Source organism: Actinobacillus indolicus, assembly GCF_004519515.1.
Classification (GTDB): Bacteria; Pseudomonadota; Gammaproteobacteria; order Enterobacterales; family Pasteurellaceae; genus Glaesserella; species Glaesserella indolica_A.
Genome location: NZ_CP038145.1, coordinates 1,636,748 through 1,661,709, shown reverse-complemented (window position 1 = coordinate 1,661,709; position 24,962 = coordinate 1,636,748). Strand labels below are relative to the sequence as shown.

Below are 24,962 nucleotides of genomic sequence, written 5' to 3'. Positions count from 1 at the left end.
ATGATCGGATTAAAACGGTATGCAGTTTAGCATAAATTTCTTAAGGAAATCTGAGTTTCTGCATAAAAGTTAAAGAATAAAAATACCGCAGCATATAAAAATACGATATTTTTAAAAAGTAATGATACAGTTTTTTGACCTACTTTTTATAAAGATTATTTTATCTCTGATTTTTCTACTTTTAATTTATCACCTTCGCAACCTTGACAAAATCCTTTTAAAAATAGGTTTAACTTATCTGTATTACGTTTAAATGCTCGGCAATAGGGACAAAGCATCAAATGGATTTTAAGTTGAATATACTGGCTTTTACGAAGAGATTGCTCTTGTTGTAAAGAGATTAATTCACTAATTCGTTGACAATTAAACATTTTATTCTCCAAACCATTTTTGTGATAAACAGACTTGTAGTTGTAGCCTAGCTCTATATAACAAGGTATGTAAATTGCTAGTAGAAATATCACACTCTTGGCAAATCATCTGGCTATCTAACTCTAAATGATGTCGCATCATAAATACACGAGCTTGTATCGCAGGCAACTGATTAAGGCAATACTCAAAAATTACCCAAAACTCTTTGCGATAAAGACATTGTTCTACTCCCTGCCATTCGCTTGGTTGAAAGGCACTATCGTCCCATTTCCCTTGCTTAAAAATCTGCTCTGCAAGATGAAGATTGTCGCATTCTAAGTCGCTTTCAGTCACCCATTTCTGTCGCTGTCTTAGATTATCTATGATTTTGTTTTTCAAAATAGCAAAAATCCAAGTTTTGAGAGAGGCTTCTCCTAGAAATTTATCGGCATATTGGTAGGCACTGCTTAATGCCTCTTGAACCATGTCTTCAGCGAGAGATTGATCATTAAGTTGCAAGCGGGCAAATTGCAACATTTGCTTGCGAAGTTTTCCTAGTTGCTCTGGGGGAATGCATGTTAAATAGTCAGTTTGCATTTTTACTCGGCTTGTTGCTTAATTTGAGAAGGAAAAATCACCTGTGCGTTAATCCACTTTTGCCAAATATTCTGAATTAAAGATATGGAGATTTGTTCTACGGATAACAATTGAGTTAGCTCTTCCGTTAATTGATTTAAACTTAAGGGTTGCTCTTGTAAACAGGATAATAAATAAAAATCCAACTCACTTATTTCTTGGTAGTAAACATCAAATTTACGATTTCGCCAAATAATAAGATAACTTGGTTGGGAAATTATTTGCTCAAACTGATTTTTCAAAAAATTTACATCATAATGTTTGAGGTAAGTAACAGGTGAAAGTTGCATTAGTGTGTCGGCATCCCAAGAAAAATGTGTAGGGATCTCCGCAAACGCCACTTCAGCAAGTAGCTGAGAATATTCAAAATCCATTAATGCCAAAATATCAGCACTTACTCTCTGTTGTTGCTGACAAAAATGCAAAAATTCAAGTGCAATTTCTTGGAAATATGGTGAATGAGCTTGTCCCGTTTGGATAAAATCTTCTTGAAGCTGTTGCCATTGCTCAGGATCACAGTGCTTTGGTGTTTCAGTAAAACAACGTTGAATAAATCCCAAAGTACTGTTACGAACTAACTGTGCATAAATACGTAAACGATGAGGCTCTACACCCTGAAGCAAAGTGCAATCTTTTGTTCTTATTGCATTGGCAAAAGCCCGTTGTGTTTGTGCAAGAGCGGTCTGTTTATCGGCCATTTTTTCCTCTACTTAGCGTATTGTCGTTGTAACCGAGCGATATGTTCCACTTCGGCATAAAGTTCCATAAACGGTGGAAAATTAAAATCACGTTCTAATAATGTCGGAGGAATATGGGGTAAACGTTGATAAGTGTAAGCAAGCAAATCCCATACAGAACCTTTAACCTTCTCTCCGTGAGTGTCAATTAACAATTGCGGTAAATGACGAAATTCACCTTGAACTTTATTAAAGGCTTCCTCACCTGTATTTACTTCGGGTAACACCTCTTGCTCTTCATTGTGTCCTGCAATATGGATATAACTTACCCTTTTATGATCCACTTGATCGATAAATTGATAAGGGTCTAACAAACCATGATTGACCCCATTTACATAAATATTGTTTACATCAAGATGAATGTCACAATCTGCTTCTTGAGCAATCGCATTTAGAAACTCGACTTCATTCATGGTGCTAGTGGGTGAATGTAAATAATATGAGGTATTTTCAAGTGCAATTTTTAAACCTCTTGAATTGTCAAACCAAGTGCAACGTTTTTTTGAAGTAAACTTCATAAGGTGTTTTCCAACCTAAACATTTACGTGGTCGTAAATTCAGTTTATTGACCACCTGTTGAATATCAACTTCGCTCCACTGATTGATGTCTTGGTGCTTCGGAAAGTATTCACGAAGTAACCCATTTGTATTTTCATTCGTTCCCCGTGTCCACGGTTGATGCGGCTCGGGGAAGTAAAATTCTACACCCAGTGCTTCTGTTACCAAACGATGTTGGGCAAATTCTTTACCACGGTCTGGCGTAATTGACCGCAATATATGTGAATCCAGCAATTCAATCATGGCTTTTTGGACTGCTTCGGCTTTTTTGGCAGGAATTTTCTTCACCAACTCAAAACGACTTTTGCGTTCCGTCAGCGTCAGCAAACAAGCTCCACCCGCTTTACCCAGTACGGTATCGGCTTCCCAATGCCCAAAGCGACTGCGATTTTGCGCCGAAATGGGACGGTCGTTCAAATGGTTGGATATCTGAATTTTGCCACGTTTTTCATGATGATTTTTTGTATGCCGTGTTTTGCCTTTGTGGCGCAGTTTGCGACTGGCTTTGCGTTCGCCTATATCAAACAACCCTGAATAAATACCACGATAAATGGTTGAATAACTAATGGATAATTCAGATTTTTCCAATTTTAATCGTGCGCTGATTTGTTCGGGCGACCAGTTTTCTGTCAGAAACTTTTCTTGCACCAAATTGAAATATTCAGGCTGCTCTAATTTGCGCTGTGCTTTGCTGTTTTGACGATGCTTCAAATAGCTGTTTTGTGCGTTCGTTGCACTGTAGCTTTCTAGAGCGTGTCGTTTCAGCTCGCGAGAAATGGTGCTGGAGCTACGTCCCAGTGCTTTGGCAATTTCTGCTTGTTTTTTGCCCTGTGCGAGTAAAATCATTATCTTTTCTCGCTCGTTTATTGTAAGATGTCGGTAGGAAGTACTCATCATTTGGAAATGGTTTTTGTGTGGAAACAAAATTATATTCTAGTTGATGAGTACTTCTTTTTTTGTTGCACTTGGATTGTAAATTCAGCATAGAATTTTATAAACACAAGAGCAGAAGTTTTTTCAATCTTCTGTTTTTTTTAAAAATATTTGGTTTATAAAATAAACTAGTTTATATTTGCATCGTATTTAACTCATAAATTATTTTTCAACTATATACAAAATTACAAATAAAATAGATATACGCAATATATATGTGCAAAATAAACGAATGTTCGTATATTTGGGCGTTAGCGGGCATTGTGAAAGATACCAGCATAACAGTTAAACATTGATAAATGAAAAAAAAACTACTTTGGATATTAATTTTAGGACTGATAATAATCAGTTGCAAACAAAGGAAAACAGAAATGAAAGAGAAAATAATTAAAACAAACGGCATTGAACTCTGTACGGAAAGTTTTGGAAATAAGAAAAATCCAGCAATCCTTTTGGTAGCAGGTGCAACCGTATCAATGCTGTATTGGGACACTGAATTTTGCCAACAATTATCTGAAAAAGGATTTTTTGTTATTCGTTACGACAACAGAGATGTAGGAAAATCCACTAATTATGAACCAGGTTCTACTCCATACGATATTGTTGACTTAACTAATGACGCTATTTCAATATTGGATGGCTACAAGATTGACAAAGCACATTTTGTGGGTATGTCATTAGGTGGGCTAATTACACAAATAGCAGCTATAAAGTTTGCCGATAGAGTTAGCTCATTAACACTTATGTCTACAGGCCCTTGGGGAGACTCGGACCCAACTATTCCTGAGATGGACACACGTATTTTAGATTTCCATGGTAAAGCAGGCACAGTCGATTGGTCAAATGAAGACAGTGTGGTAAACTATTTAATTCAGGGTGCAGAATTAATGAGTGGCAAGAAACAATTTGATAAACAAAGAAGTGAAAAGCTGATAAGAGCTGAGTTCAATAGAGCAAACAATTATATAAGTATGTTCAATCACGCTGCATCGCAAGGTGGTGGTGGTGAAGAATATTGGAACAGATTAAACGAAATCAAACAACCCACCTTAATTATCCACGGAACAGACGACAAAATTTGGCATTATAAGAATGCAGGTTTTTTACTAGAAAAAATAAAAGGTTCAAATCTAATCACCCTTGAAGGTACAGGACACGAATTACACGTTGATGATTGGAAATCAATAATTGATGGAATAGAAAAACACATAAATGACTGATAAACAAAAATAACGACCCGCTAACAATGTATATAAAAAATAGGCGAAACAGTAGTAAATTCAAGGCTTTTGGCTCGTATTATACTTTGTGCTTAACCGAAAATTTGGCACTTCGAAATCGCCTACTTTTCATATACTAACCGTTACAGGCAAGCGTAGGACGACTGTGCTAAAAAAATCGAACTAAAACAGAAATGACTGAAAACCTAAAAAATAGATAAAACTTGAATTGTCAAACCAAGTGCAACGATTTTTTGAAGTAAACTTCATAAGGTGTTTTCCAACCTAAACATTTACGTGGTCGTAAATTCAGTTTATTGATCACCTGTTGAATATCAACTTCGCTCCACTGATTGATGTCTTGGTGCTTCGGAAAGTATTCACGAAGTAACCCATTTGTATTTTCATTCGTTCCCCGTGTCCACGGTTGATGCGGCTCGGGGAAGTAAAATTCTACACCCAGTGCTTCTGTTACCAAACGATGTTGGGCAAATTCTTTACCACGGTCTGGCGTAATTGACCGCAATATATGTGAATCCAGCAATTCAATCATGGCTTTTTGGACTGCTTCGGCTTTTTTGGCAGGAATTTTCTTCACCAACTCAAAACGACTTTTGCGTTCCGTCAGCGTCAGCAAACAAGCTCCACCCGCTTTACCCAGTACGGTATCGGCTTCCCAATGTCCAAAGCGACTGCGATTTTGCGCCGAAATGGGACGGTCGTTCAAATGGTTGGATATCTGAATTTTGCCACGTTTTTCATGATGATTTTTTGTATGCCGTGTTTTGCCTTTGTGGCGCAGTTTGCGACTGGCTTTGCGTTCGCCTATATCAAACAACCCTGAATAAATACCACGATAAATGGTTGAATAACTAATGGATAATTCAGATTTTTCCAATTTTAATCGTGCGCTGATTTGTTCGGGCGACCAGTTTTCTGTCAGAAACTTTTCTTGCACCAAATTGAAATATTCAGGCTGCTCTAATTTGCGCTGTGCTTTGCTATTTTGACGATGCTTCAAATAGCTGTTTTGTGCGTTCGTTGCACTGTAGCTTTCTAGAGCGTGTCGTTTCAGCTCGCGAGAAATGGTGCTGGAGCTACGTCCCAGTGCTTTGGCAATTTCTGCTTGTTTTTTGCCCTGTGCGAGTAAAATCATTATCTTTTCTCGCTCGTTTATTGTAAGATGTCGGTAGGAAGTACTCATCATTTGGAAGTGGTTTTTGTGTGGAAACAAAATTATATTCTAGTTGATGAGTACTTCTTTTTTTGTTGCACTTGGATTGTAAATTCAGCCTAAATAATCTTGGACTTCACGAATACGTTGTGCCGTATGCAATACAGCTTCATCAGTAAAAGGCATAGGTAATAAATCATATAAATGCCCTTCACATTCGCAATAGCTCAAATGTTCTGAAAAAAATGTTGATCCATATTGCTTCATCAATATTTTAATTGACTTTAATAACTCCTTATCAAGAGGTGCTTGCCCCCCTAAAGAAAGAGATAAACCATGCACCGCAACAGGAAAACGTTCCGCAACCTGATCAAATTGATAACGAGCTGAACCACCCATCTTGACCCAATTTTCAGGAGCAATTTCAATGAATTGAACCGCACTTTGTGTAGGTAATTGTAAAAAACCATTGGCAAGATCACGGCGATAGCCCAAGCCTGAACCCACTAACATCATCATTCCTTATAATTCAATTTTATTCAAAAATAGTGAAATGGTAGGTTAACCCCACCATTATTTTCCCATCATTTACTTCCGCATTTACCTTCGCCACATTTGCCTTCTGCCGTTTTTGTAGCTGACATTTTAGTCGCTTCAGCACCGCACTTACCTTCCCCACATTTGCCTTCTGCAGACTTCGGTGTAGTTGATTTTTTGGCATCAGAACCGCATTTCCCTTCACCACATTTCCCTTCAGTCGCTTTAGTTTTGACACACTTTTCACCTTGCATTTCCACACAAGTTTCTGCTGTCTTATCAGTTTGAGCTTGAGCTGAAACTGCCATTGATAATGCACCTGCAAGTGCCATTAATGTTGTTTTTTTCATTGAGATCACCTTTATAATGATTAACAAAATTTCAACCAAGTTAGTTTGGCTGAAAACCTTTTCTGTAGCCAAAAATCCACAGAAACCATACCTGCACCTTGAAACATCAAAGGCGCTAAAATTACTAGGTAAACCAGTGCCATCTTGTAACCATTTTGGCAGACGTTATACCCCATACCAGAATGTACTGCATACCAAGCTACGATAGTGAGTACAGATAAACCTAAAGCACTAAAGCGAGTAAATAGCCCTACTACTAATAACAGTGGGAATAACAATTCTGCTCCCATAGCAAATGCCCAGTTTATTTCAGAAGGTAGTAAATAAAATGGAAACGGAAACTGCTCTTGAATATCAGCAAACCAATTTTGCCCATACCATTTTTCTAACCCTGCTTCAAAAAATTCATAAGCAACAAATAAACGTAAGCCCAGTAAACTAAATCCTGCTAATACATTTTGAATCATAATGTTCCTTTTGTTTTGTGGTTTTATTGATTAGACGAAGATAACAGAGATTTCTGACAAAATATTTTTAGATATTTAGGACATATAGTCTTTATATTTTAAAAGTCAGTTTGGGATGTGGATAAGACTTAGTCTGCTGTGCTTGAATTTCTTACAGAAATCTAAAATTATTTCGTTGCAATCAAAATTTTACTGTATATAATGTCATTATTTTCTGTATATAAAGACAGTAAGGAAATAAATAATGAAACGTCAACACTTAACTGCTCGTCAGCAAGAAATTTTGGACTTTGTCAGAAATTACATTGAAACAACAGGAATGCCACCTACTCGCGTTGAAATTGCGCGAGATATTGGCTTTAAGTCTCCAAATGCAGCGGAAGAACATCTCAAAGCGCTAGCCCGTAAAGGCTATATTGAAATGCTTGCTGGTACTTCTCGTGGTATTCGAATTTTAGTGGAAGATGAGGCCGCTAATGATGCAGAAGGTTTACCACTTATTGGCAAAGTTGCCGCAGGTACGCCAATTGAAGCCATTGAACATATCGAAAGACACTACCCTGTCAATGGCGCCATGTTCACACCTTCTGCAGATTATCTGTTGAAAGTAAATGGTAACTCAATGGAGAAAATTGGCATCTTAGATGGTGATTTACTTGCAGTGCATAAAACTAAATCTGTTCGTAATGGGCAAGTCGTTGTCGCCCGTGTTGATGATGAAGTCACCGTCAAACGCTTAGAGAAAAAAGGCGATTTAATCTATTTACACCCAGAAAATGATGAATTAGAGCCGATTGTCGTCGATCCTCGTCAATCTTATATTGAAATCGAAGGCATTGCTGTCGGAGTTATTCGTAGCAACGCTTGGATGTAATCCTTCAGATTTCGATTGAAAAAATGTTCAGAAAAATCCAAAATAACGCCTTTCAAATTTTGGCTTTACGAAGAGATTATTTATGAATTTAGCAGAATTTCATCAAGCGATTGAACAAGTGTGGGAACAAATTGAAGAGCAACTTGAAGAACAAGGTTGTGATGTCGATTGTGAAACACAAGGGGCGGTTTTTACCATTACTTTTGATGATGATTCACAAATTGTCATTAACAAGCAAGAAGCAATGCTTGAACTCTGGCTGGCAAGTAAATTAGGTGGTTATCACTTTGCTTACCGTGATGGCGATTGGGTCAGTGCGGAAGGTCGTTCATTTTGGACACATTTAGAAGAGGCTGTCGCTCGTCACGGCGAAACAATCTCTTTTAGCTAATGTCAGTTACACCGCTTGCCAAAGCTGAAACGGTTTTACATAACGTTTTCGGCTACCAATCTTTCCGACAAGGTCAATCAGAAGTGATTGAAGCGATCTTGTCGGGTAAAGATTGCTTGGTGATTATGACAACAGGGGGAGGAAAATCCCTTTGTTATCAAGTGCCAGCTCTCTGTTTTGAAGGCATAACCCTTGTGATCTCGCCTTTAATTTCGCTAATGAAAGATCAGGTAGATCAACTGCTTACCAATGGTGTTGAAGCTGGCTATATCAATTCCACCCAAACGATTGAAGAACAACAAGCGATTGAACAAAAAGTGATTTCAGGGCAACTCAAGCTACTTTACCTTTCGCCCGAAAAGGTAATGACATCCAATTTTTTCCAATTTATCTCCTTATGCAAAATTAGCCTGATTGCAGTCGATGAAGCCCATTGCGTATCTCAATGGGGACACGATTTTCGCCCTGAATACACCTTGTTAGGCGGTTTGCGAAAAACTTTCCCAAACATACCGCTTGTTGCTTTGACAGCAACCGCAGATCCGACAACCCGTTTTGATATTATTCATCATCTTAAGCTAGAAGATCCCCACACTTATTTAGGAAGTTTTGATCGTCCTAACATTCGCTATACGGTGCAGGAAAAATTTAAACCTGTGGATCAGCTGATCAAATTTATCAGTAGTCAGCAAGGGAAGAGCGGTATTGTTTATTGTAATAGCCGTAAGAAAGTTGAAGAACTTACAGAAAAACTTTCCGCTCGTCGTTTTTCTGTCATGGGATATCACGCAGGAATGACGGTGCAACAACGGGAAACCGTTCAAAATGCTTTTCAACGAGATAATATTCAAATTGTCGTTGCTACTGTTGCCTTTGGAATGGGGATCAACAAATCCAATGTGCGTTTTGTCGTGCATTTTGATCTTCCAAGAAGCATTGAAGCCTATTATCAAGAAACAGGGCGAGCAGGGCGAGATGATCTTCCTGCCGAAGCAGTGTTATTTTACGATCCGGCGGATTATGGTTGGCTAAACAAAGTATTATTAGAAAAACCAGAAAGCGAACAACGTCAAATTGAGCAACATAAATTACAAGCCATCGGTGCCTTTGCCGAATCGCAAACTTGCCGTCGCCTTGTGTTACTCAACTATTTTGGTGAAACACGCCAAATCGCCTGTCAAAATTGTGACATTTGCCTTGACCCACCGAAAAAGTATGACGGCTTGGTTGATGCACAAAAAGTGATGTCGGTCATTTACCGCACAGGACAACGCTTCGGCTTACATCATATTATTGCAGTTCTTCGGGGCTTAAACCAGCAAAAAATCCGTGAATGCCAACACGACAGCTTATCCGTGTATGGAATTGGCAAAGATAAATCTCAAGAATACTGGATTAGTGTTACTCGCCAACTCATTCATCTCGGCTTTATTCGCCAAAATATCGTTAATCATTCTGCGTTACAACTCACAGAGCAAGCTCGCCCCATCTTACGCGGTGAAACAGCCTTGGCACTGGCTTCTCCACGTTTAAGTTTTTCGGCGACAGCTTATGTGCAAAAACAGCAAGCTAGCAAGCGGTATGATAAAGATCTTTTTGCTCGTTTACGCTTTTTACGTAAACAGATTGCCGACAAAGAAAATATTCCTCCTTATGTCGTTTTCAATGATGCTACCTTACAAGAAATGGCGGAGTTTACACCAACAACCGCAGATGAAATGCTTTCTATTAATGGTGTAGGGGAACGTAAATTAGAAAGATTTGGTGATGCCTTTTTAACCTTGATTCGCGCGCATCTAAATCGCGAATAATATATTTATAAAAAATGCCTACTAGTACGTAGCCATTTTATCTACGATGCCTTTATCTAAAAGCGTGGCATCCGCATATTATTATTGCCAACTTGCTCATTCGCAGAGCGTTGCGCAGTAATAACTTGCTCTCCTTCTTTTAATCCAGAGGTTATTTCCGTATATTGACTGTCTGCAAGCCCTGTCTGAACGGTTTTATCTATAGCTTTACCATTTTCCAATACTTGAATGATACTGTCTTTACCTCGTTTTTTAATAGCCGTGGTCGGCACTAAAAGTACACCATTTTTTTCTGCAATAATGACTTTACCTTGTGTTGTCATACCAATGCGTAAACTCATATCGGCATTATCTACAACCACATTTGCATAGTAATAAACAGCGTCGCTATTTCCAGATTCTTCCGTATAACTATTATCAGTAAGGGTTGTTAATGCAGGATCAATAGACTTGATTTTGCCCTGATATTTGCGGTTTGGCTCAGCTAATGTTGAAAAACTCACTGACTGCTCTGTTTTTACTTGAGCAATATCACCTTCAGCAATTTCCAACTTAATTAATACTTTTGAGAGATCTGCGACTTGAACAATAGTAGGAGAACTCTGATTTGCATTTACTGTTTGACCTTCAGATACAGGAATAGAGACAATAACGCCATCAATTGGTGACGTGATTTTGGTATAACCAAGATTGGTTTTTGCCGTGCTTACAGAGATTTCTGCCACTTGAATTTGAGATTTCACATCTTCTAAATTTGCTTTTGCTGTCGCCAGATCGTTTTTGGCTGTTTCTAGATCGCTTAAAGATGCACTCTTTTGATTATAGAGTTTAGATAAACGTTGATAATTCGACTCAGCTACAGTTAGTGCAACTTGTTTGGCATTAAGCTGGGTTTTATAAGCGGATAATTCCGCTTGTGCAGTATTTAGATTATTCTGTTGTGTTTCCGAATCAATTTCCGCAATCAGCTCCCCTTTTTTGACTGATTGTCCTAGAATAACGTAAATTTTTTGGATTTTACCTGATACTTGTGCGCCAACCTCTGTCCGCTGATTAGCTCGAACAGAGCCTGTTGCCAACACATTTTTATCCAAATTTCCGATTTTACTGGCTTCAGTAATATAATGAACTTGTTGGCTTTCTCCTGTATTAAAATAGGAATACGCACCTACACCTGCACCAGCAAGAATAGCAATAACTAAGAGTGATTTTAATATTTTCATGACTTCCCGATAAATATAACTAAGCGGTAAGTTATGACTATTTTTTTGCAAAATTGTTCCAGGATCTTACCGCTTGTATAGGTTATGTTATTCCAAACATTTCACGAAGATAACTTGCTACAGCTTCGTCTTTATGATTACCAATTTGCTCATTATTTGGCAATGCCAATTTTAAACGGGGATCGGCATTATCCATTAAGCATCCTTTACCAGCCTGAGATAACATTTCCACATCATTCATACCATCACCAAATGCAATACAGTCTGATAGAGAATAGCCTCTTAACTTGACTAACTCAGCAAGTGTGTTGGCTTTACACACGCCTTTATTCATCATTTCTAAACATTGTGGCGTTGAATAGGTAATTTGAAGTTGATTGCCATAGTGCTGACGCACATACTGTTCGACAGGCAGTAAATCTTCAGGTGTTTTACCGATGAAAAAAACTTTTTCTGTATTTTTTCCATGGTGCTTAGCAAAATCTACGACTTGGTACATAAAACCTGAATCTTGGTGATATTTACGTAACTGCTCAATCTCAATGTTGATAAACCACTCATCGCCCTGATAACTATTAACAAAAACACGTTTAGTATCAAAAGGCGTTTCATTCATAATAGAAAATGCGATCTCTTCTGGAAGATGATTTTGATATAAAAGTTGTCCAGCAAGATTATTTCCTCTTGCGCCGTTAGAGGTAACTAACGTCGCATCTTTTACCCCAACTTTACTAATAATATGTTTTACATCGGGATAATTTCTTCCCGTTGCTAAAAAAATATCAACGCCTTTTTGAGAGAGTTTACGTAAGGTATCAATAGTAAAATCACCAATACGGTGATTAGCATTGAGTAATGTTCCATCAAGATCTGAAATAATTGCACGATAAGGTTGTGTTGCCATAAAACATCCTCTGGCGAATAAGAAAGAGATGAGTAAGGCTAACAAATTTGCCTTGCGATATCAAAAAAAATCCTATTTTCTTTGTGCTGAATTAATAGTTGATTAAAAAATGACAAGTCAAATAAACCATATTAAAGATTATGTTTTACTAAATAATCTTATTTTTATTTCGTTATAATCCAACTTAACTCATATAATCACTACATATCTCTATTTTAATAGATGAATATGCTTTTTATGGAGATAATTTTACACAAGTAAACGTTTGCGCAAAGTATAAAATGCTATTGACATCACTCCATTTGAAGTTAATATAGATTCCGTTCCAAATAACAATGCAAACATAAACACACAACAATGGTAAAACTCTCTTCTCTGAACCTGCTTCTTCTCACGCATTCTGTGCGAGGATAAGACTCGGTTAGAGAAAATAGTTCACTATCCACACTTAGCCCGCACATCAAAATGCGGGCTTTTTTTTATTTGTGTGAATGTTAATATATCAACATGACAATGTAAGAGGATCTCTATATGGCTAACAACAATATTATTATTTTTGATACCACTTTACGTGATGGCGAACAATCATTAAAAGCAAGTTTAACGGTAAAAGAAAAATTACAAATCGCACTTGCTCTTGAGCGTTTAGGGGTGGATGTCATGGAAGTTGGTTTCCCTGTTTCATCTGCGGGGGATTTTGAATCGGTTCAAACCATTGCTCGCCATATTAAAAATAGCCGAGTCTGTGCTTTATCTCGTGCGGTGGATAAAGATATTGATGTCGCAGCAGAAGCCTTAAAAGTTGCAGAGGCTTTCCGTATTCACACCTTTATTGCGACATCTGCCTTACATGTTGAATCTAAACTTCGTAAAACCTTTGATGATGTATTAGATATGGCGGTTCACGCGGTGAAACGCGCTCGTAGCTATACTGATGATGTAGAATTTTCTTGTGAAGATGCTGGACGTACAGGGGTAGATAATATCTGCCGCATTGTTGAGGCAGCGATTAAAGCAGGAGCAACCACCGTCAATATTCCGGATACCGTAGGTTTCTGCTTACCAATGGAATACGGCAATATTATTGCGAATGTGATGAACCGAGTACCGAATGTGGATAAAGCGGTGATTTCTGTTCATTGTCATAACGATTTAGGCATGGCAACCGCAAACTCATTAACCGCAATTCAAAACGGTGCAAGACAGATTGAGTGTACCATCAATGGTATCGGTGAACGTGCAGGTAACACGGCACTTGAAGAAGTTGTGATGGCGATTAAAACTCGCCAAGAACAATTTGGTGGCTTAGATACACGTATTAATACCCAAGAAATTCACCGTGTCAGCCAAATGGTGAGCCAACTTTGTAATATGCCAATTCAACCAAATAAAGCGATCGTAGGATCAAATGCCTTTGCTCACTCATCGGGTATTCACCAAGATGGTATGGTTAAAAATAAAAATACCTATGAAATTATGTCGCCAGAAACTATCGGTTTGAAAAAAGAGAAGCTCAATCTGACCGCTCGTTCTGGTCGTGCAGCCGTGAAAAATCACATGGAAGAAATGGGCTATCAAGAGAGCGATTACGATTTAGACAAACTTTATGAAGCCTTCTTAAAACTTGCCGATAAAAAAGGTCAAGTCTTTGATTACGATTTGGAAGCCCTTGCATTTATTGATATGCAACAAGGGGATGAAGATCGCTTAGTGTTAGATGTAATTACATCACAATTAATCAGCGGATTACCTGCATCTGCTTTCGTACAAGTAGAATTGGATGGAAAACGCTTAAGCCAAGTTTCACAAGGCGGTAACGGCCCTGTAGATGCGGTTTACAATGCTATTTTAGCGATTACTGGCATGGAGATTAAAATGCTCAACTATAACTTAACCGCTAAAGGCGAAGGTGCTGAAGCGCTAGGACAAGTTGACATTGTGGTTGAACATCAAGGTCGCCGTTTCCATGGTGTAGGTTTAGCGACGGATATTGTGGAATCTTCCGCTCGTGCATTAATCCACGCAATCAATGCGATTTATCGTTCACAGAAAGTGGCAGATTTAAAAGCAAAAAAATAATCTTATCACCATAATCCAAATAGCACGTATGTTGTGCTATTTGGCTTTTCATCCTTTCCTACTTCTCTCTCATCCCTAATTCATTTTTAAAAGAATGATTTAGCTCTCGCAATTTTATTAATAATACCTATACTATTTGAAAAATTTTATTTGGAGGATCTATGTCATCTACTCAACAATTCGAAACGCTGTTTGAGCAGTCGTTAAAAAGCTACTGTGAAGAGCGTTTTTTAAAACCCGAACAGCTTTCTACACAGCAATGGTATCAATTCATTGCTGAAGTTAGCCAACAAGCGATTTTGCAAAATTTTCCTAAAAACGCACCGCTTGTAAACACTCGCAAAGTAAACTATCTCTCCATGGAGTTCCTAATCGGGCGTTTACTGGGTAACAACTTAATGAGCCTTGGGGTTTATCAATATGTGCATTTAACCCTAGCTCAATATGGTAAAAATTTAGTGGATATTCTTGAAGAAGAGCGTGATCCATCGTTAGGTAACGGCGGTTTAGGTCGTTTAGCTGCCTGCTATTTAGATTCAATGGCAAGCCTTGCTCAGCCAGCGGTGGGATACGGATTACACTATCAATACGGCTTATTCAAACAGAGCTTTGGCTGGGCAGGTGAACAGCGTGAAGAAGGTGATGCGTGGAGCCGTGATTTCTATGCTCAACAATATCATCGCCCTGATTTCCGTCAAACAGTTGGCTTTGGTGGCGAAGTATGGCACCGTGAGGGGGATAAATATGAGTGGAAACCAGCTTGGACAATTTATGGTGAAGCCTTTGATTTACCTGTAGTAGGCTATAAAGGGGTTCAACAGCCGTTGCGTTTATGGCAAGGTTATAGCGAAACATCCTTCGATCTTGCTCAATTTAACGACGGTGACTATCTTGAATCTGAAAGTAAAGTGGTTGATGCGTCAAAATTGACTAAAGTGCTTTATCCAAACGACAACCACCAAGAAGGTAAAGAACTTCGTTTAATGCAACAATATTTCCACTGTGCTTGTTCTGTTGCTGATATTCTGAAAAATCACCTTGCACAAGGCAGAACCCTAGAGCAGTTGCCTGAATTTGAAGTGATCCAGTTAAACGATACACACCCTGCGATTGCAATCCCTGAGTTAATGCGTTTATTAATTGATGAATATGGTTTATGTTGGGATCGTGCTTGGGCAATCTGTTCAAAAACATTTGCTTATACCAACCATACTTTATTGCCTGAAGCCTTAGAGCAATGGGATCAAAATCTCGTGGCGAAATTGTTGCCACGCCATTTAATCATCATTGATCGCATTAACAACGAGCTTTATCAACAAGTGAAAGCGGAGTTCAATGAAGAAGAATTTGCTCAAGCATGGGAAGAAACGGCAGTCTTAATGAACCACCGTGTGCGTATGGCAAACCTTTGTGTTGTTGGCTCTTTTGCCGTCAATGGTGTGGCACAAATTCACTCAGATTTAGTGGTAAGCGATTTATTCCCAGCTTATAACCGCTTATTTAAAGGGCGTTTCCACAATGTGACTAACGGTATTACCCCACGTCGTTGGATCCGTCAAGCAAACCCATTATTGAGTGCATTGTTAGATAAATATATCAAAGGTGACTGGACAAAAGATCTTGAATTATTGGCTCAAATTGAAAAATTTGCCAAAGATCCACAGTTCCAAGCGGACTACAATCACATCAAACAGCAAAACAAACAGCTATTAGCGAAAGAAATTGAGCAATCACTGGGTTTAAAAGTGAATTGCAATGCGATTTTCGATGTTCAAATTAAACGTTTCCACGAATACAAACGCCAACATTTGAACCTGTTAAATATCATTGCCACTTATCAAGAGATTAAAGCTAACCCACAACAAGAGGTTGTGCCACGCCTGTTTATCTTCGCAGGTAAAGCTGCACCAGGTTACTTTATGGCGAAACAAATTATTCAGGCCATCAATGCTGTGGCAAAAGTGATTAACAACGACCCTGATATGCAAGGTAAATTGCAAGTGGCATTCTTACCAGACTACCGCGTAAGCCTTGCTGAGAAAATCATTCCTGCAGCAGATGTTTCTGAGCAGATTTCTCTTGCGGGTAAAGAAGCGTCAGGTACAGGCAATATGAAATTGGCTCTCAATGGTGCAATTACGCTTGGTACATTAGATGGTGCAAACGTAGAAATTGCAGAATTTGCTGGGGAAGAAAATGTTGTTATTTTTGGACATACCGTTGAATCTGTGCGTGAATTGCGTGCAAAAGGCTATGTGTCTAAAACTTACTATGAGCAAGATCCTGTATTAAAACAGGCGATTGACGCATTAGCGGACGGCACATTCTCAGGCGGCAATAAAGATACCTTTGAACCGTTAGTTTACGATCTATTAAACAAAGATTATTTCTGTGTGTTAGCGGATTTTGCAAGCTACCGTGAAGCCCAAAAAGAAGTCGCAAAACGTTACCAAGATCAAACCGCTTGGGTTGAATCTGCGATTCTTAATACGGCTCGTTTAGGTACATTCAGTTCTGACCGCTCAATTCGTGATTATCAAACTCGAATTTGGAAAAAATAGGTTAATTTGATGTATAAAAGGGCTGATATTTCAGCCCTTTTCTCTATACAAGCGGTGACTTCCACCTCATATTTTGCAAATTATAGTGCTTTTAACACATTCACCATTTCAATCGCACCTAACGCACATTCAGAGCCTTTATTGCCAGCTTTTGTGCCTGCACGTTCAATTGCTTGTTCGATATTTTCAGTGGTTAATACGCCAAAAATAACCGGAATACCAGTTTGTAAGCTCACTGCACCAATACCTTTTGCAGCTTCGTTACAAACGTAATCATAATGCGTAGTTGAGCCACGGATTACCGTACCTAAGCAGATTACTGCGTCATACTTACCGCTTTCCGCCATTTTTTTCGCCAACAACGGAATTTCAAATGCTCCTGGCACCCAAGCGGTATCAATATCACTTTCGCTTGCACCGTGGCGAACAAGTGTATCGATCGCACCGCTTAACAGTTTGTCGTTGATAAAATCGTTAAATCTCGCACACACAATACCGAATTTTAACCCTGTTGCCACTAAATTACCTGTGATAATTGCCATTTTTGCTTTTCCTTATATTGAATGTAAATTGATATAAATAAACTTCCGTAGGGACACACTGCGTGTGTCCGTTATTCATTAGTTTTATAGACACACACTGTATCCTTTATTCATTCATTTTACGGACACACGCAGTGTGTCCCTACATTGAATGTGATTTAACAAGTCTAAAAGTTAAACAAATGCCTCATTTTGACTTGTTTAACTTTAAGGTATTCCAAATCGTGTTTATTCGGCTCAACCATAATCGGCTCTCGTGCTACGATGTTTAAGCCGACTTGCTGTAAGCCTTCGATTTTCGCCGGGTTATTGGTTAGCAAGCGGATAGTTTTCACCCCTAAACTGCGAAACATCTGTGCACCGATATGGTATTCACGTTCATCTTCACCGAAGCCAAGGGCTAAATTTGCCTCGACGGTATCCATTCCTTTATCTTGTAATTCATAAGCACGCAGTTTATTGATTAAGCCAATGCCTCGTCCTTCTTGGCGTAAATAGAGCAACACGCCTCGACCTTCTTGTTCAATTTGGCTCATTGCGGCGGCAAATTGCTGACCGCAGTCGCAGCGTTGTGAACCAAAGGCATCTCCAGTTAAACATTCAGAATGAATACGACACAGCACCTCTTCGCCGTTGCCAATATCCCCTTTCACTAAGGCAACGTGTTCTTTGCCTGTGATTTTTTCAATGAAACTATGTGCGGTAAAGTCGCCATATTTGGTCGGCATTTTGACCACAGAAATCTGCTCAATTAAACAATCTTTTGCTCGGCGATATTCTTGAAGCTGGGCGATTGTGATAAACGGCATATTGTGTTGCGTGGCAAAGGCTTGTAATTCAGGCATTTTCATCATTGTGCCGTCGTCCGCCATAATTTCACAACACAGCCCTGCGTGTTTAAGTCCGGCTAAACGAGCTAGATCCACCGTTGCTTCTGTGTGTCCGTTACGCACCAACACGCCACCGTCTTTTGCAAGCAGTGGGAACATATGCCCTGGGCGACGGAAATCACTTGGCTTGGCGTTGTCGTCTACAACTTTAAGCGCCGTAAGCGAACGCTCAAAAGCCGAAATGCCAGTGCCGGTATCAATGTGATCGATAGCAACGGTAAAGGCAGTTTCGTGGTTATCGGTGTTGTAAGAAACCATCTGTGGTAGGTCGAGTTTTTTGGCTATCGCCGTTGAAATCGGCATACAAATCAAGCCTTTACCATAAGTTGCCATAAAGTTGATATTTTCAGGGGTGGCAAATTCCGCCGCACAGATAAAATCCCCTTCGTTTTCTCTGTCTTCGTCATCGCTGACGATAATAATTTTGCCTTGACGTAATGCGTCTAAGGCTTGTTCTACGCTTGAAAATTGAAACATTTGCTTTCCTTTTTATTATTCCCTCGCCCGCTTGCGGGACAAATGCCTTGCATTTGAACGTCGGCTTTGCCGACGGCTCCGAAGGAGCGAGCATAGCGAGTATTGGGTGGAGAAAATCCGTAGGATTTTCGGAGGGATAGGGCTTTGTAAAAGTTTTCTTACATCTTACCGCTCATTGCCCTCTCTCTGCTCAAAATAGCCTTACGCTATTTTGAGCTGTCTCTCTCCCGTAAACGGGAGAGAGTTAAAACCTAAAACCCCACTCGCTTTAAAAACTCTTCGGTGATATTGCTCTGTGGCTCGCTCTGTTTCGGCGACAGCAATTTTTCCACATATTTTCCAATTACATCGTTCTCTAAATTCACGAGACTGCCGACTTTTTTCGTGCCTAAATTCGTTTCGCTTAAGGTATGCGGAATAATCGACACTCGGAAGCTGTTTTCATCACAATCGACCACCGTCAGGCTTATTCCGTCAATCGTAATTGAGCCTTTTTCAATGATGTAACGCATCAGCTTTGCCGTGGTTTTAATCTGATACCAGACCGAATTATTCGCTGGGGTAATGCTGACAATTTCCCCTGTGCCATCAATATGCCCCGACACAATATGTCCGCCGAAACGTCCGTTTGCCGCCATTGCACGTTCAAGATTAACGGGGCTGTTCGGTTGTAATTCGCCTAATGATGTACGGGCGAGTGTTTCCGACATTACATCTGCAGAAAAATGGTTTGAGCCAAATTCGGTTACGGTTAAACAGACACCATTGACTGCAATGCTGTCGCCTAAGTGCATATCCGTAAAAATTTTGCTTCCCGTGATGGTTAAAACGGCAAATTCCCCTTGTTTGTGGATTTTGGCGACTTTGCCGACTTCTTCAATAATGCCTGTGAACATATCAATGTGTTCCTACTTTAAATACTGGTGATTAGGACGCCAAGCGTGGCGTCCCTACTTCATAATCAATCAGAAGATCTTCGCCGATTTGGCTGATCTTTGCATTTTTCAATTGCACCGCATTTGCCAACACGCCAATCCCTTCACCACCGATAGGCGTTTTGGCGGTAACGCCACCGACTAATTTCGGGGCGATATAGCAATGCACACGGTTTACAATGCCAGCGTTTAACGCACTGAAATTTAAACTTGAGCCGCCTTCTAACAATAGGCTGTCAATTCCTTGTTCACCGAGTTTTTGTAAAAGATCGGCTAAATCGATCCGCTTGTCTTTTGCTTTACAAACCAGCACTTCCACTCCAAGCGGTTGGAATTGAGCGATTTTTTGCAAATCATCTGAAACTGTTGCAATTATCGTGCGATAGATTTTGGCAGTTTGGACTAATTGACAATCTAATGGCGTACGCAACTGGCTATCGCACACAATCCGCACTGGCTGTTTGGCATTCGGCATTCGACTATTGAGCATCGGATTATCCGCCAACACGGTATCCACCCCAACCATAATCGCACTGTATTGATGTCGGGTGCATTGCACATTGGCTCTGGCTTGCTCCCCTGTGATCCATTTGGACTCGCCTGTTGCGGTGGCAATTTTACCGTCTGCGGTCATCGCATATTTCATCAACACATAAGGGCGTTTAGTTTGAATATAGTGAAAGAAAATTGGATTTAACGCATCACATTCGGCTTTCATCACATTCTCAATCACCTCAATCCCTGCTTGACGGAGTTGTGCCACGCCTTTACCTGCCACAAGAGGATTGGGGTCGCTTGAGCCGATAACGATAGTTTTAATCCCGCGTTCAATCAGCAAATCAGAACAAGGCGGTGTGCGCCCGTGGTGACAGCAAGGCTCAAGGGTAACGTAAGCCGTTGCGCCGCTTAAATCTTCCTGACAATGTAAAATCGCATTACGTTCGGCGTGCCATTCGCCGTAGCGTTGGTGATAGCCTTCCGCAACAATGTTGCCGTCCTTGACAATCACACAACCAACCAACGGATTAGGATTTGTCCAGCCACGACCAAGTTCAGCCAGTTCAATGGCACGAGCCATAAAAATAGAGTGCGTCATTTGTTTTTTTATAAATTAGGGGCAGGATAGAAATTTCCCACTTTGAGAAGGGGAAATAGAATTGAAAACGCCTTGAAATCTCACGATCTCAAGGCGTTAAAAGCATAAGAAAAGCACTCGAAACAGTGTTCGAGTGTAGATATTCTGCTCTTCTTCCATCCAGACTATTACTGTCGGTACTGGAATTTCACCAGTTCCTGCTTCGGTTTTCACCTCGGCTCGCGGACTTTACCGCCGATCGGGAATTTCACCCTGCCCTGAAGATTAAAAATTTGAGTGAATTTTGCGGAAATTTATAAATAATGTCAATAACAAGTTTTTAACAAAATTGACTGGCTTATTTATTGCTTTCAAGTTGGTCAATAAAATCTTGATTTACTTCAACTTTTGCACGCGTACGCAAATCTTTCAGTAAATCATTGCGTAAAACCACTCGATCTGCTTGCTCAAATTGCGCTTGTAATGGTTTAAATTCTTCCGCTGTGCCGTCTGTCACTTTATCTAATGCAATAATAACAATATCTCCATTCGCATTATGAGAAGTCTGATATACAGGTTTATCTGTTGGTTTTACCATGGAGAAAACAACCTGAGCCAAAGCGGGTTCTGTCATTTGCGCTTGAGCGAAAACTAAATCTTCGGAACTGCCAAATGCAACATCACCTTTTTCCCCTTTATTTAAGGTATCAACTTGCGTTGCTGCTTTCGCTTCTAAAGCTTTAACGGCTTTTTGTAATTTGACCGCTTGCTCTACATTATTTTTAGCTTCATCAAATGTTTTGACGCTTTCAGCCTGATAATTACTCACTCGAACAAAGATTGTTTTCGGGTGTGTAGCATCGCCTATGTCAATGCCTTCTGAGTTTTGGCCATTCTGACGAAGATCTCCCTCAAATAGAACCCGAAGCACTTTTTCATTATTTAAGGCCGTTGGGATACTATCATGTGTAAATGGCTCTGTTTTGTTTACTGAAACACCAGCAGCTTTTGCTACAGCCTCCAAAGATCCATTATTTTCAAACGCTGCGTTTGCCATTTCACGAAGAGTATTCGAATAGTCTGTGACTAATAATTCATTGCGAATCGTTTCAACAATCTGTGCCTTTACTTTTTCAAGTGGTACGACTGTTTCAGCATTACGCTCTAAAACCTTAACAATATGATAGGCATTATCTACTTTAATTGGTTGGCTTGTTTTACCAACGTCTAACGCATTCGCTGCATCTTCAAAAGCTTTCGGGAATACGCCTGCTTTTGCCCAACCTAAATCACCGCCTTGAGCCGCAGATAATTTATCTTGTGATTTTGCTTTTGCTAATTGAGCAAAATCCTCTCCTTTTGCGAGAGCTTGTACAATGTCATTTGCTTCCGCTTCGTTAGCCACTTGAATATGTGCAATTTTTGCTTCGCCTTTCGTGGTATATTTTGCCTTATTAGCTTGGTAGTAAGTATCTACTTGCTCATCTGTTACTTGAACTTTACTTTCAAGATCTTTAGGCTCAAAAGTAACGTATTCGACGGTAAGTTTCTCTGGATTAACAAAACTTGCTTTATGTTCATTATAGTAAGTTTGAAGTTCTTCTGCAGAAGCAGTTTGACTTTTCGCTTCATTTGCTACCGAATACGTAGCCAAACGAATTTGGCGTTTTTGTAACAACAATTTTGCTAATAATTCTTGTTGTACTGGTACTGTGAAATAGCTATCTACAATTGCTTGCTGAATTTGAGAAAATAACATGCCCTCATACACAATAGCCGCATAACCATCTGCACTTAAACCGTTATTTCGGAGTGTTTGCTGGTAAAGACTATTGCTAAACTTGCCATCTTGTTGAAAAGCTTCAGAATTAACAATTTCAGATTTAATTTGATCTGCACTAATATCAATTTTAAGTTCTTTCGCGTATTGGCGAAGTAATTCATCATCAATTAAACCATTTAAGATACTCTCATTAAATTGTCTTGCATAAGCAGGAGTATCCATTAAGTCCCAAAACTTAGCCCCCATTTGAGCATTTAATACATTTTGTTGTTGACCTTTTGCGACATTAAACGCTTGCTGAGATATTTCTTCTCCATTTACCTTAACTGCTGAATTATCAGTAGCCATTAATCCGCCACCAATGCCACCTAAAACAAAAGAGATAGAAACGAGAGCAAAAATAATTTTAAAGACAGGCCCGTTTGCTTTCTCATGCATTTTTTCAATCATTGTATTGTTCCTAAAATTACAAAAAATTGTGCTGATTATACTGTAACAATAAGAATTCTCAAATTTTTAGTGAGCAAAAATGCATGAAAAAGCAACCGCTTACTTTACTTTAAACTTTGCAATTATGATCAAAATTTGGTTTAATTCTCCACCTTTCTTCTACGAAGAATTATCTTCACTTTTCGTTTGTTTTTATAAGGATACCATATGGGTATTTACACTTATATCTGCTTTTTATCTGCCTTATCCATTCTATTAGGGTTTGTGACTCATAAAATCAGTGATAAAGTTCAATCTACTATCGCCATTACCGCAGCTGCAATGGTGGGATCGTTATTATTACTTTTACTCGGCACTTTTGGATGGTTTAATCTTGATGCCGTTGCAACTGAAGTTATGGAGCAAATTGATTTCAAAAGCTTCTTACTTAATGGGATTCTCGGTTTCTTATTGTTTGCTGGATCTTTAGGTATCAAATTGCCTGTATTAAAAGATCAGAAATGGGAAATTACCATCTTTGCGTTATTCTCAACCTTAGCTTCAACCTTGATTATCGGTTTCTTTGTCTATGGGGTAGCTAACCTAATTGGGCTACAAATTGACTTGATTTACTGTATCGTATTTGGCGCATTAATTTCTCCAACTGACCCTATCGCAGTACTTGCGATCATCAAAAATCTACGTGCTCCAAAACGTTTATCTATGCAAGTAGAAGGTGAATCGCTGTTTAATGATGGTGTCGGTTTAGTTATCTTTATTACTGTATTTGCCGTTGCATTTGGTGGTCAAGAAGCAACTTTTAGTGGCATTATGAGCCTCTTCTTACATGAAGCAATTGGTGGTATTTTATTTGGCTTTGTACTTGGCTTTATTGCGCATATCTTAATTTCATCGACGGATGACGGTAGCTTAGAAATTCTTTTAACCTTAACAATTCCAACTGCTGGCTTTATGTTTGCCAATAATATCCTGCATGTATCCGGGGCATTGGCAATGGTAGTCTCTGGCATTATGATTGGTAACTGGACTCGCCGTTCAGGTTTTTCAGAACAAAGCCAACGCTATCTAGATCATTTCTGGGAAATGATTGACCACTTCTTAAATTCACTACTCTTCTTCTTAATTGGCTTTGCAATCTTATTAGTTGATTTTAATATCTATGGTATTGTGATGATGATTGCAGCTATTCCAATCTGCTTAGCCTCACGTTATCTTAGCTTATGGTTTCCGTTTAAAGCATTACAACAATTTAGAACCTATAATCCTTATACGCTCAAAATCATGACTTGGGGAGGATTACGTGGTGGGTTAGCATTAGCTATGGCTCTCTCTATTCCAGCCAAAACCGCCTATGCAAATGGAATTGATATTAAAGATTTGATACTGGTAATGACTTATTCTGTGGTTATGTTCTCTATTCTAGTACAAGGCTCAACTGTAGAGCCTATGATTCGTAAATCAAAAACGGTTGATCCGAATCGGGAAGAATATTTACAACCTACGAATACCCATTCAAATCACTAAATTTTGATAAAGGCATTGATCTCAGCATGCTTTGCCTTTAATATACGCAACTTCATGTCGTAGCTGAATTAGAGATCGGCTATTGATGAATATAAACTTAACTACTTTTTAGGAGTAAAAAATGTCTCTAAGCGTAGAAGCAAAAGCAAAAATCGTTGCTGAATTTGGTCGTGATGCAAAAGATACTGGTTCTTCAGAAGTTCAGGTCGCTCTTTTAACAGCACAAATCAACCACTTACAAGCACACTTTGCTGAGCACAAAAAAGATCACCACGGTCGTCGTGGCTTATTACGTATGGTTTCACGTCGTCGTAAATTATTAGACTACTTAAAACGTACTGATCTTGCTAAATACTCAGAAACTATCGCACGTTTAGGTTTACGTCGCTAATTTCCGAATATGAAAGAACCGAGCTTATGCTCGGTTTTTTTATATGTTTTTGCTATAAAAAAAGCCCTGTCATACAACAGGGCTTATGA

Annotated in this window: 22 protein-coding genes, 2 pseudogenes and 1 riboswitch; of the genes and pseudogenes, 8 read left to right on the top strand and 16 right to left on the bottom strand. The window is 39.2% G+C overall.

Annotated elements, in window-relative coordinates; translation table 11 throughout:
* Nucleotides 1–155: 155 nt before the first annotated feature.
* The 5 genes and pseudogenes from EXH44_RS08310 to EXH44_RS08290 form a co-directional block, all read right to left on the bottom strand.
* A complete protein-coding gene (locus EXH44_RS08310; protein ID WP_162857045.1) occupies nucleotides 156–371 on the bottom strand; it encodes an anti-sigma factor family protein in 216 nt (71 codons plus the stop codon).
* Between the two features lies 1 nt (nucleotide 372).
* Nucleotides 373–948, bottom strand: a complete 576-nt coding sequence (locus EXH44_RS08305) for a sigma-70 family RNA polymerase sigma factor (protein WP_162857044.1) — start codon at nucleotides 946–948, stop codon at nucleotides 373–375.
* A 2-nt stretch (nucleotides 949–950) separates the two neighbouring features.
* Nucleotides 951–1,685 (bottom strand): HvfC family RiPP maturation protein, encoded by a 735-nt coding sequence (locus EXH44_RS08300; protein ID WP_162857043.1) that lies wholly within the window; start codon nucleotides 1,683–1,685, stop codon nucleotides 951–953.
* Nucleotides 1,686–1,693: 8 nt separating this feature from the next.
* Nucleotides 1,694–2,194 (bottom strand): annotated as a pseudogene (locus tag EXH44_RS08295) (multinuclear nonheme iron-dependent oxidase); the annotation flags it as partial.
* Nucleotides 2,195–2,204: 10 nt separating this feature from the next.
* Nucleotides 2,205–3,179 (bottom strand): IS30-like element ISApl1 family transposase, encoded by a 975-nt coding sequence (locus EXH44_RS08290; protein WP_075283441.1) that lies wholly within the window; start codon nucleotides 3,177–3,179, stop codon nucleotides 2,205–2,207.
* Nucleotides 3,180–3,586: 407 nt separating this feature from the next.
* On the opposite strand from EXH44_RS08290, the gene estT reads away from it, so the two are divergent.
* Entirely contained in the window at nucleotides 3,587–4,435 is an 849-nt protein-coding gene (estT, locus tag EXH44_RS08285) for a macrolide hydrolase EstT (RefSeq protein WP_244238718.1), read from the top strand.
* 232 nt (nucleotides 4,436–4,667) lie between these two features.
* On the opposite strand, the gene EXH44_RS08280 is transcribed toward estT, so the two are convergent.
* The 4 genes and pseudogenes from EXH44_RS08280 to EXH44_RS08265 form a co-directional block, all read right to left on the bottom strand.
* A complete protein-coding gene (locus tag EXH44_RS08280; RefSeq protein ID WP_012478345.1) occupies nucleotides 4,668–5,642 on the bottom strand; it encodes an IS30-like element ISApl1 family transposase in 975 nt (324 codons plus the stop codon).
* A gap of 84 nt (nucleotides 5,643–5,726) precedes the next feature.
* A pseudogene (locus EXH44_RS08275) lies at nucleotides 5,727–6,125 on the bottom strand (multinuclear nonheme iron-dependent oxidase); the annotation flags it as partial.
* Between the two features lie 68 nt (nucleotides 6,126–6,193).
* Nucleotides 6,194–6,496, bottom strand: a complete 303-nt coding sequence (gene hvfA / locus EXH44_RS08270; protein WP_162857040.1) for an oxazolone/thioamide-modified RiPP metallophore HvfA — start codon at nucleotides 6,494–6,496, stop codon at nucleotides 6,194–6,196.
* A 20-nt stretch (nucleotides 6,497–6,516) separates the two neighbouring features.
* Nucleotides 6,517–6,963 carry an HvfX family Cu-binding RiPP maturation protein gene (locus tag EXH44_RS08265; RefSeq protein WP_162857039.1) on the bottom strand — a complete coding sequence of 149 codons (447 nt, stop codon included), beginning with the start codon at nucleotides 6,961–6,963 and terminating at the stop codon, nucleotides 6,517–6,519.
* A gap of 244 nt (nucleotides 6,964–7,207) precedes the next feature.
* On the opposite strand from EXH44_RS08265, the gene lexA reads away from it, so the two are divergent.
* From lexA to recQ, 3 genes are all read left to right on the top strand, one after another.
* Nucleotides 7,208–7,837, top strand: a complete 630-nt coding sequence (gene lexA, locus EXH44_RS08260; RefSeq protein ID WP_162857038.1) for a transcriptional repressor LexA — start codon at nucleotides 7,208–7,210, stop codon at nucleotides 7,835–7,837.
* A gap of 82 nt (nucleotides 7,838–7,919) precedes the next feature.
* Nucleotides 7,920–8,228, top strand: a complete 309-nt coding sequence (gene cyaY / locus EXH44_RS08255; RefSeq protein WP_012621496.1) for an iron donor protein CyaY — start codon at nucleotides 7,920–7,922, stop codon at nucleotides 8,226–8,228.
* Entirely contained in the window at nucleotides 8,228–10,039 is a 1,812-nt protein-coding gene (recQ, locus tag EXH44_RS08250; protein WP_162857037.1) for an ATP-dependent DNA helicase RecQ, read from the top strand. The genes cyaY and recQ overlap by 1 nt, the downstream gene beginning before the upstream one ends.
* A gap of 56 nt (nucleotides 10,040–10,095) precedes the next feature.
* Here the strand turns inward: recQ and EXH44_RS08245 are convergent, their stop codons facing one another.
* Together EXH44_RS08245 and EXH44_RS08240 are read right to left on the bottom strand one after the other, a co-directional pair.
* Nucleotides 10,096–11,262, bottom strand: coding sequence for an efflux RND transporter periplasmic adaptor subunit (locus EXH44_RS08245; protein WP_162857036.1), 1,167 nt, complete (start codon nucleotides 11,260–11,262; stop codon nucleotides 10,096–10,098).
* A gap of 82 nt (nucleotides 11,263–11,344) precedes the next feature.
* A complete protein-coding gene (locus EXH44_RS08240) occupies nucleotides 11,345–12,166 on the bottom strand; it encodes a Cof-type HAD-IIB family hydrolase (RefSeq protein ID WP_162857035.1) in 822 nt (273 codons plus the stop codon).
* Nucleotides 12,167–12,697: 531 nt separating this feature from the next.
* Here EXH44_RS08240 and leuA point away from each other — a divergent pair.
* On the top strand, nucleotides 12,698–14,245 hold the full coding sequence (gene leuA, locus EXH44_RS08235; RefSeq protein WP_162857034.1) for a 2-isopropylmalate synthase: 1,548 nt from the start codon (nucleotides 12,698–12,700) through the stop codon (nucleotides 14,243–14,245).
* Between the two features lie 161 nt (nucleotides 14,246–14,406).
* Entirely contained in the window at nucleotides 14,407–16,806 is a 2,400-nt protein-coding gene (gene glgP / locus EXH44_RS08230) for a glycogen/starch/alpha-glucan family phosphorylase (protein ID WP_162857033.1), read from the top strand.
* A gap of 80 nt (nucleotides 16,807–16,886) precedes the next feature.
* Here the strand turns inward: glgP and ribH are convergent, their stop codons facing one another.
* From ribH to EXH44_RS08205, 5 genes are all read right to left on the bottom strand, one after another.
* Complete coding sequence (gene ribH, locus EXH44_RS08225; protein ID WP_162857032.1) at nucleotides 16,887–17,348, bottom strand: 6,7-dimethyl-8-ribityllumazine synthase; 462 nt, start codon at nucleotides 17,346–17,348, stop codon at nucleotides 16,887–16,889.
* Nucleotides 17,349–17,515: 167 nt separating this feature from the next.
* The gene (locus EXH44_RS08220; protein WP_162857031.1) at nucleotides 17,516–18,715 is read right to left on the bottom strand and encodes a bifunctional 3,4-dihydroxy-2-butanone-4-phosphate synthase/GTP cyclohydrolase II; all 1,200 of its coding nucleotides are present in this window, start codon (nucleotides 18,713–18,715) and stop codon (nucleotides 17,516–17,518) included.
* Nucleotides 18,716–18,966: 251 nt separating this feature from the next.
* A complete protein-coding gene (gene ribE, locus EXH44_RS08215) occupies nucleotides 18,967–19,611 on the bottom strand; it encodes a riboflavin synthase (RefSeq protein WP_162857030.1) in 645 nt (214 codons plus the stop codon).
* A gap of 31 nt (nucleotides 19,612–19,642) precedes the next feature.
* A complete protein-coding gene (ribD, locus tag EXH44_RS08210; protein WP_162857029.1) occupies nucleotides 19,643–20,746 on the bottom strand; it encodes a bifunctional diaminohydroxyphosphoribosylaminopyrimidine deaminase/5-amino-6-(5-phosphoribosylamino)uracil reductase RibD in 1,104 nt (367 codons plus the stop codon).
* A gap of 143 nt (nucleotides 20,747–20,889) precedes the next feature.
* Nucleotides 20,890–21,015, bottom strand: a riboswitch (FMN riboswitch).
* Nucleotides 21,016–21,083: 68 nt separating this feature from the next.
* Nucleotides 21,084–22,958, bottom strand: a complete 1,875-nt coding sequence (locus tag EXH44_RS08205) for a SurA N-terminal domain-containing protein (protein ID WP_162857028.1) — start codon at nucleotides 22,956–22,958, stop codon at nucleotides 21,084–21,086.
* Between the two features lie 207 nt (nucleotides 22,959–23,165).
* Here EXH44_RS08205 and EXH44_RS08200 point away from each other — a divergent pair, with 207 nt between their 5' ends.
* Complete coding sequence (locus tag EXH44_RS08200) at nucleotides 23,166–24,482, top strand: cation:proton antiporter (protein WP_162857027.1); 1,317 nt, start codon at nucleotides 23,166–23,168, stop codon at nucleotides 24,480–24,482.
* A 121-nt stretch (nucleotides 24,483–24,603) separates the two neighbouring features.
* Nucleotides 24,604–24,873: a 30S ribosomal protein S15 gene (rpsO, locus tag EXH44_RS08195; RefSeq protein WP_162857026.1), complete on the top strand. Its 270-nt coding sequence runs from the start codon at nucleotides 24,604–24,606 to the stop codon at nucleotides 24,871–24,873.
* Nucleotides 24,874–24,962: the final 89 nt, after the last annotated feature.

Bases quoted from the DNA above. Each gene is read 5' to 3' on its own strand.
- EXH44_RS08305 (WP_162857044.1), bottom strand. From the start codon at position 948: ATGCAAACTGACTATTTAACATGCATTCCCCCAGAGCAACTAGGAAAA.
- hvfA (WP_162857040.1), bottom strand. From the start codon at position 6,496: ATGAAAAAAACAACATTAATGGCACTTGCAGGTGCATTATCAATGGCA.
- estT (WP_244238718.1), top strand. From the start codon at position 3,587: ATGAAAGAGAAAATAATTAAAACAAACGGCATTGAACTCTGTACGGAA.
- EXH44_RS08310 (WP_162857045.1), bottom strand. From the start codon at position 371: ATGTTTAATTGTCAACGAATTAGTGAATTAATCTCTTTACAACAAGAG.
- recQ (WP_162857037.1), top strand. From the start codon at position 8,228: ATGTCAGTTACACCGCTTGCCAAAGCTGAAACGGTTTTACATAACGTT.
- EXH44_RS08220 (WP_162857031.1), bottom strand. From the start codon at position 18,715: ATGTTTCAATTTTCAAGCGTAGAACAAGCCTTAGACGCATTACGTCAA.
- EXH44_RS08265 (WP_162857039.1), bottom strand. From the start codon at position 6,963: ATGATTCAAAATGTATTAGCAGGATTTAGTTTACTGGGCTTACGTTTA.
- EXH44_RS08290 (WP_075283441.1), bottom strand. From the start codon at position 3,179: ATGATGAGTACTTCCTACCGACATCTTACAATAAACGAGCGAGAAAAG.
- ribD (WP_162857029.1), bottom strand. From the start codon at position 20,746: ATGACGCACTCTATTTTTATGGCTCGTGCCATTGAACTGGCTGAACTT.
- EXH44_RS08280 (WP_012478345.1), bottom strand. From the start codon at position 5,642: ATGATGAGTACTTCCTACCGACATCTTACAATAAACGAGCGAGAAAAG.
- EXH44_RS08300 (WP_162857043.1), bottom strand. From the start codon at position 1,685: ATGGCCGATAAACAGACCGCTCTTGCACAAACACAACGGGCTTTTGCC.
- cyaY (WP_012621496.1), top strand. From the start codon at position 7,920: ATGAATTTAGCAGAATTTCATCAAGCGATTGAACAAGTGTGGGAACAA.
- EXH44_RS08205 (WP_162857028.1), bottom strand. From the start codon at position 22,958: ATGATTGAAAAAATGCATGAGAAAGCAAACGGGCCTGTCTTTAAAATT.
- EXH44_RS08240 (WP_162857035.1), bottom strand. From the start codon at position 12,166: ATGGCAACACAACCTTATCGTGCAATTATTTCAGATCTTGATGGAACA.
- glgP (WP_162857033.1), top strand. From the start codon at position 14,407: ATGTCATCTACTCAACAATTCGAAACGCTGTTTGAGCAGTCGTTAAAA.
- ribH (WP_162857032.1), bottom strand. From the start codon at position 17,348: ATGGCAATTATCACAGGTAATTTAGTGGCAACAGGGTTAAAATTCGGT.
- EXH44_RS08200 (WP_162857027.1), top strand. From the start codon at position 23,166: ATGGGTATTTACACTTATATCTGCTTTTTATCTGCCTTATCCATTCTA.
- rpsO (WP_162857026.1), top strand. From the start codon at position 24,604: ATGTCTCTAAGCGTAGAAGCAAAAGCAAAAATCGTTGCTGAATTTGGT.
- lexA (WP_162857038.1), top strand. From the start codon at position 7,208: ATGAAACGTCAACACTTAACTGCTCGTCAGCAAGAAATTTTGGACTTT.
- EXH44_RS08245 (WP_162857036.1), bottom strand. From the start codon at position 11,262: ATGAAAATATTAAAATCACTCTTAGTTATTGCTATTCTTGCTGGTGCA.
- ribE (WP_162857030.1), bottom strand. From the start codon at position 19,611: ATGTTCACAGGCATTATTGAAGAAGTCGGCAAAGTCGCCAAAATCCAC.
- leuA (WP_162857034.1), top strand. From the start codon at position 12,698: ATGGCTAACAACAATATTATTATTTTTGATACCACTTTACGTGATGGC.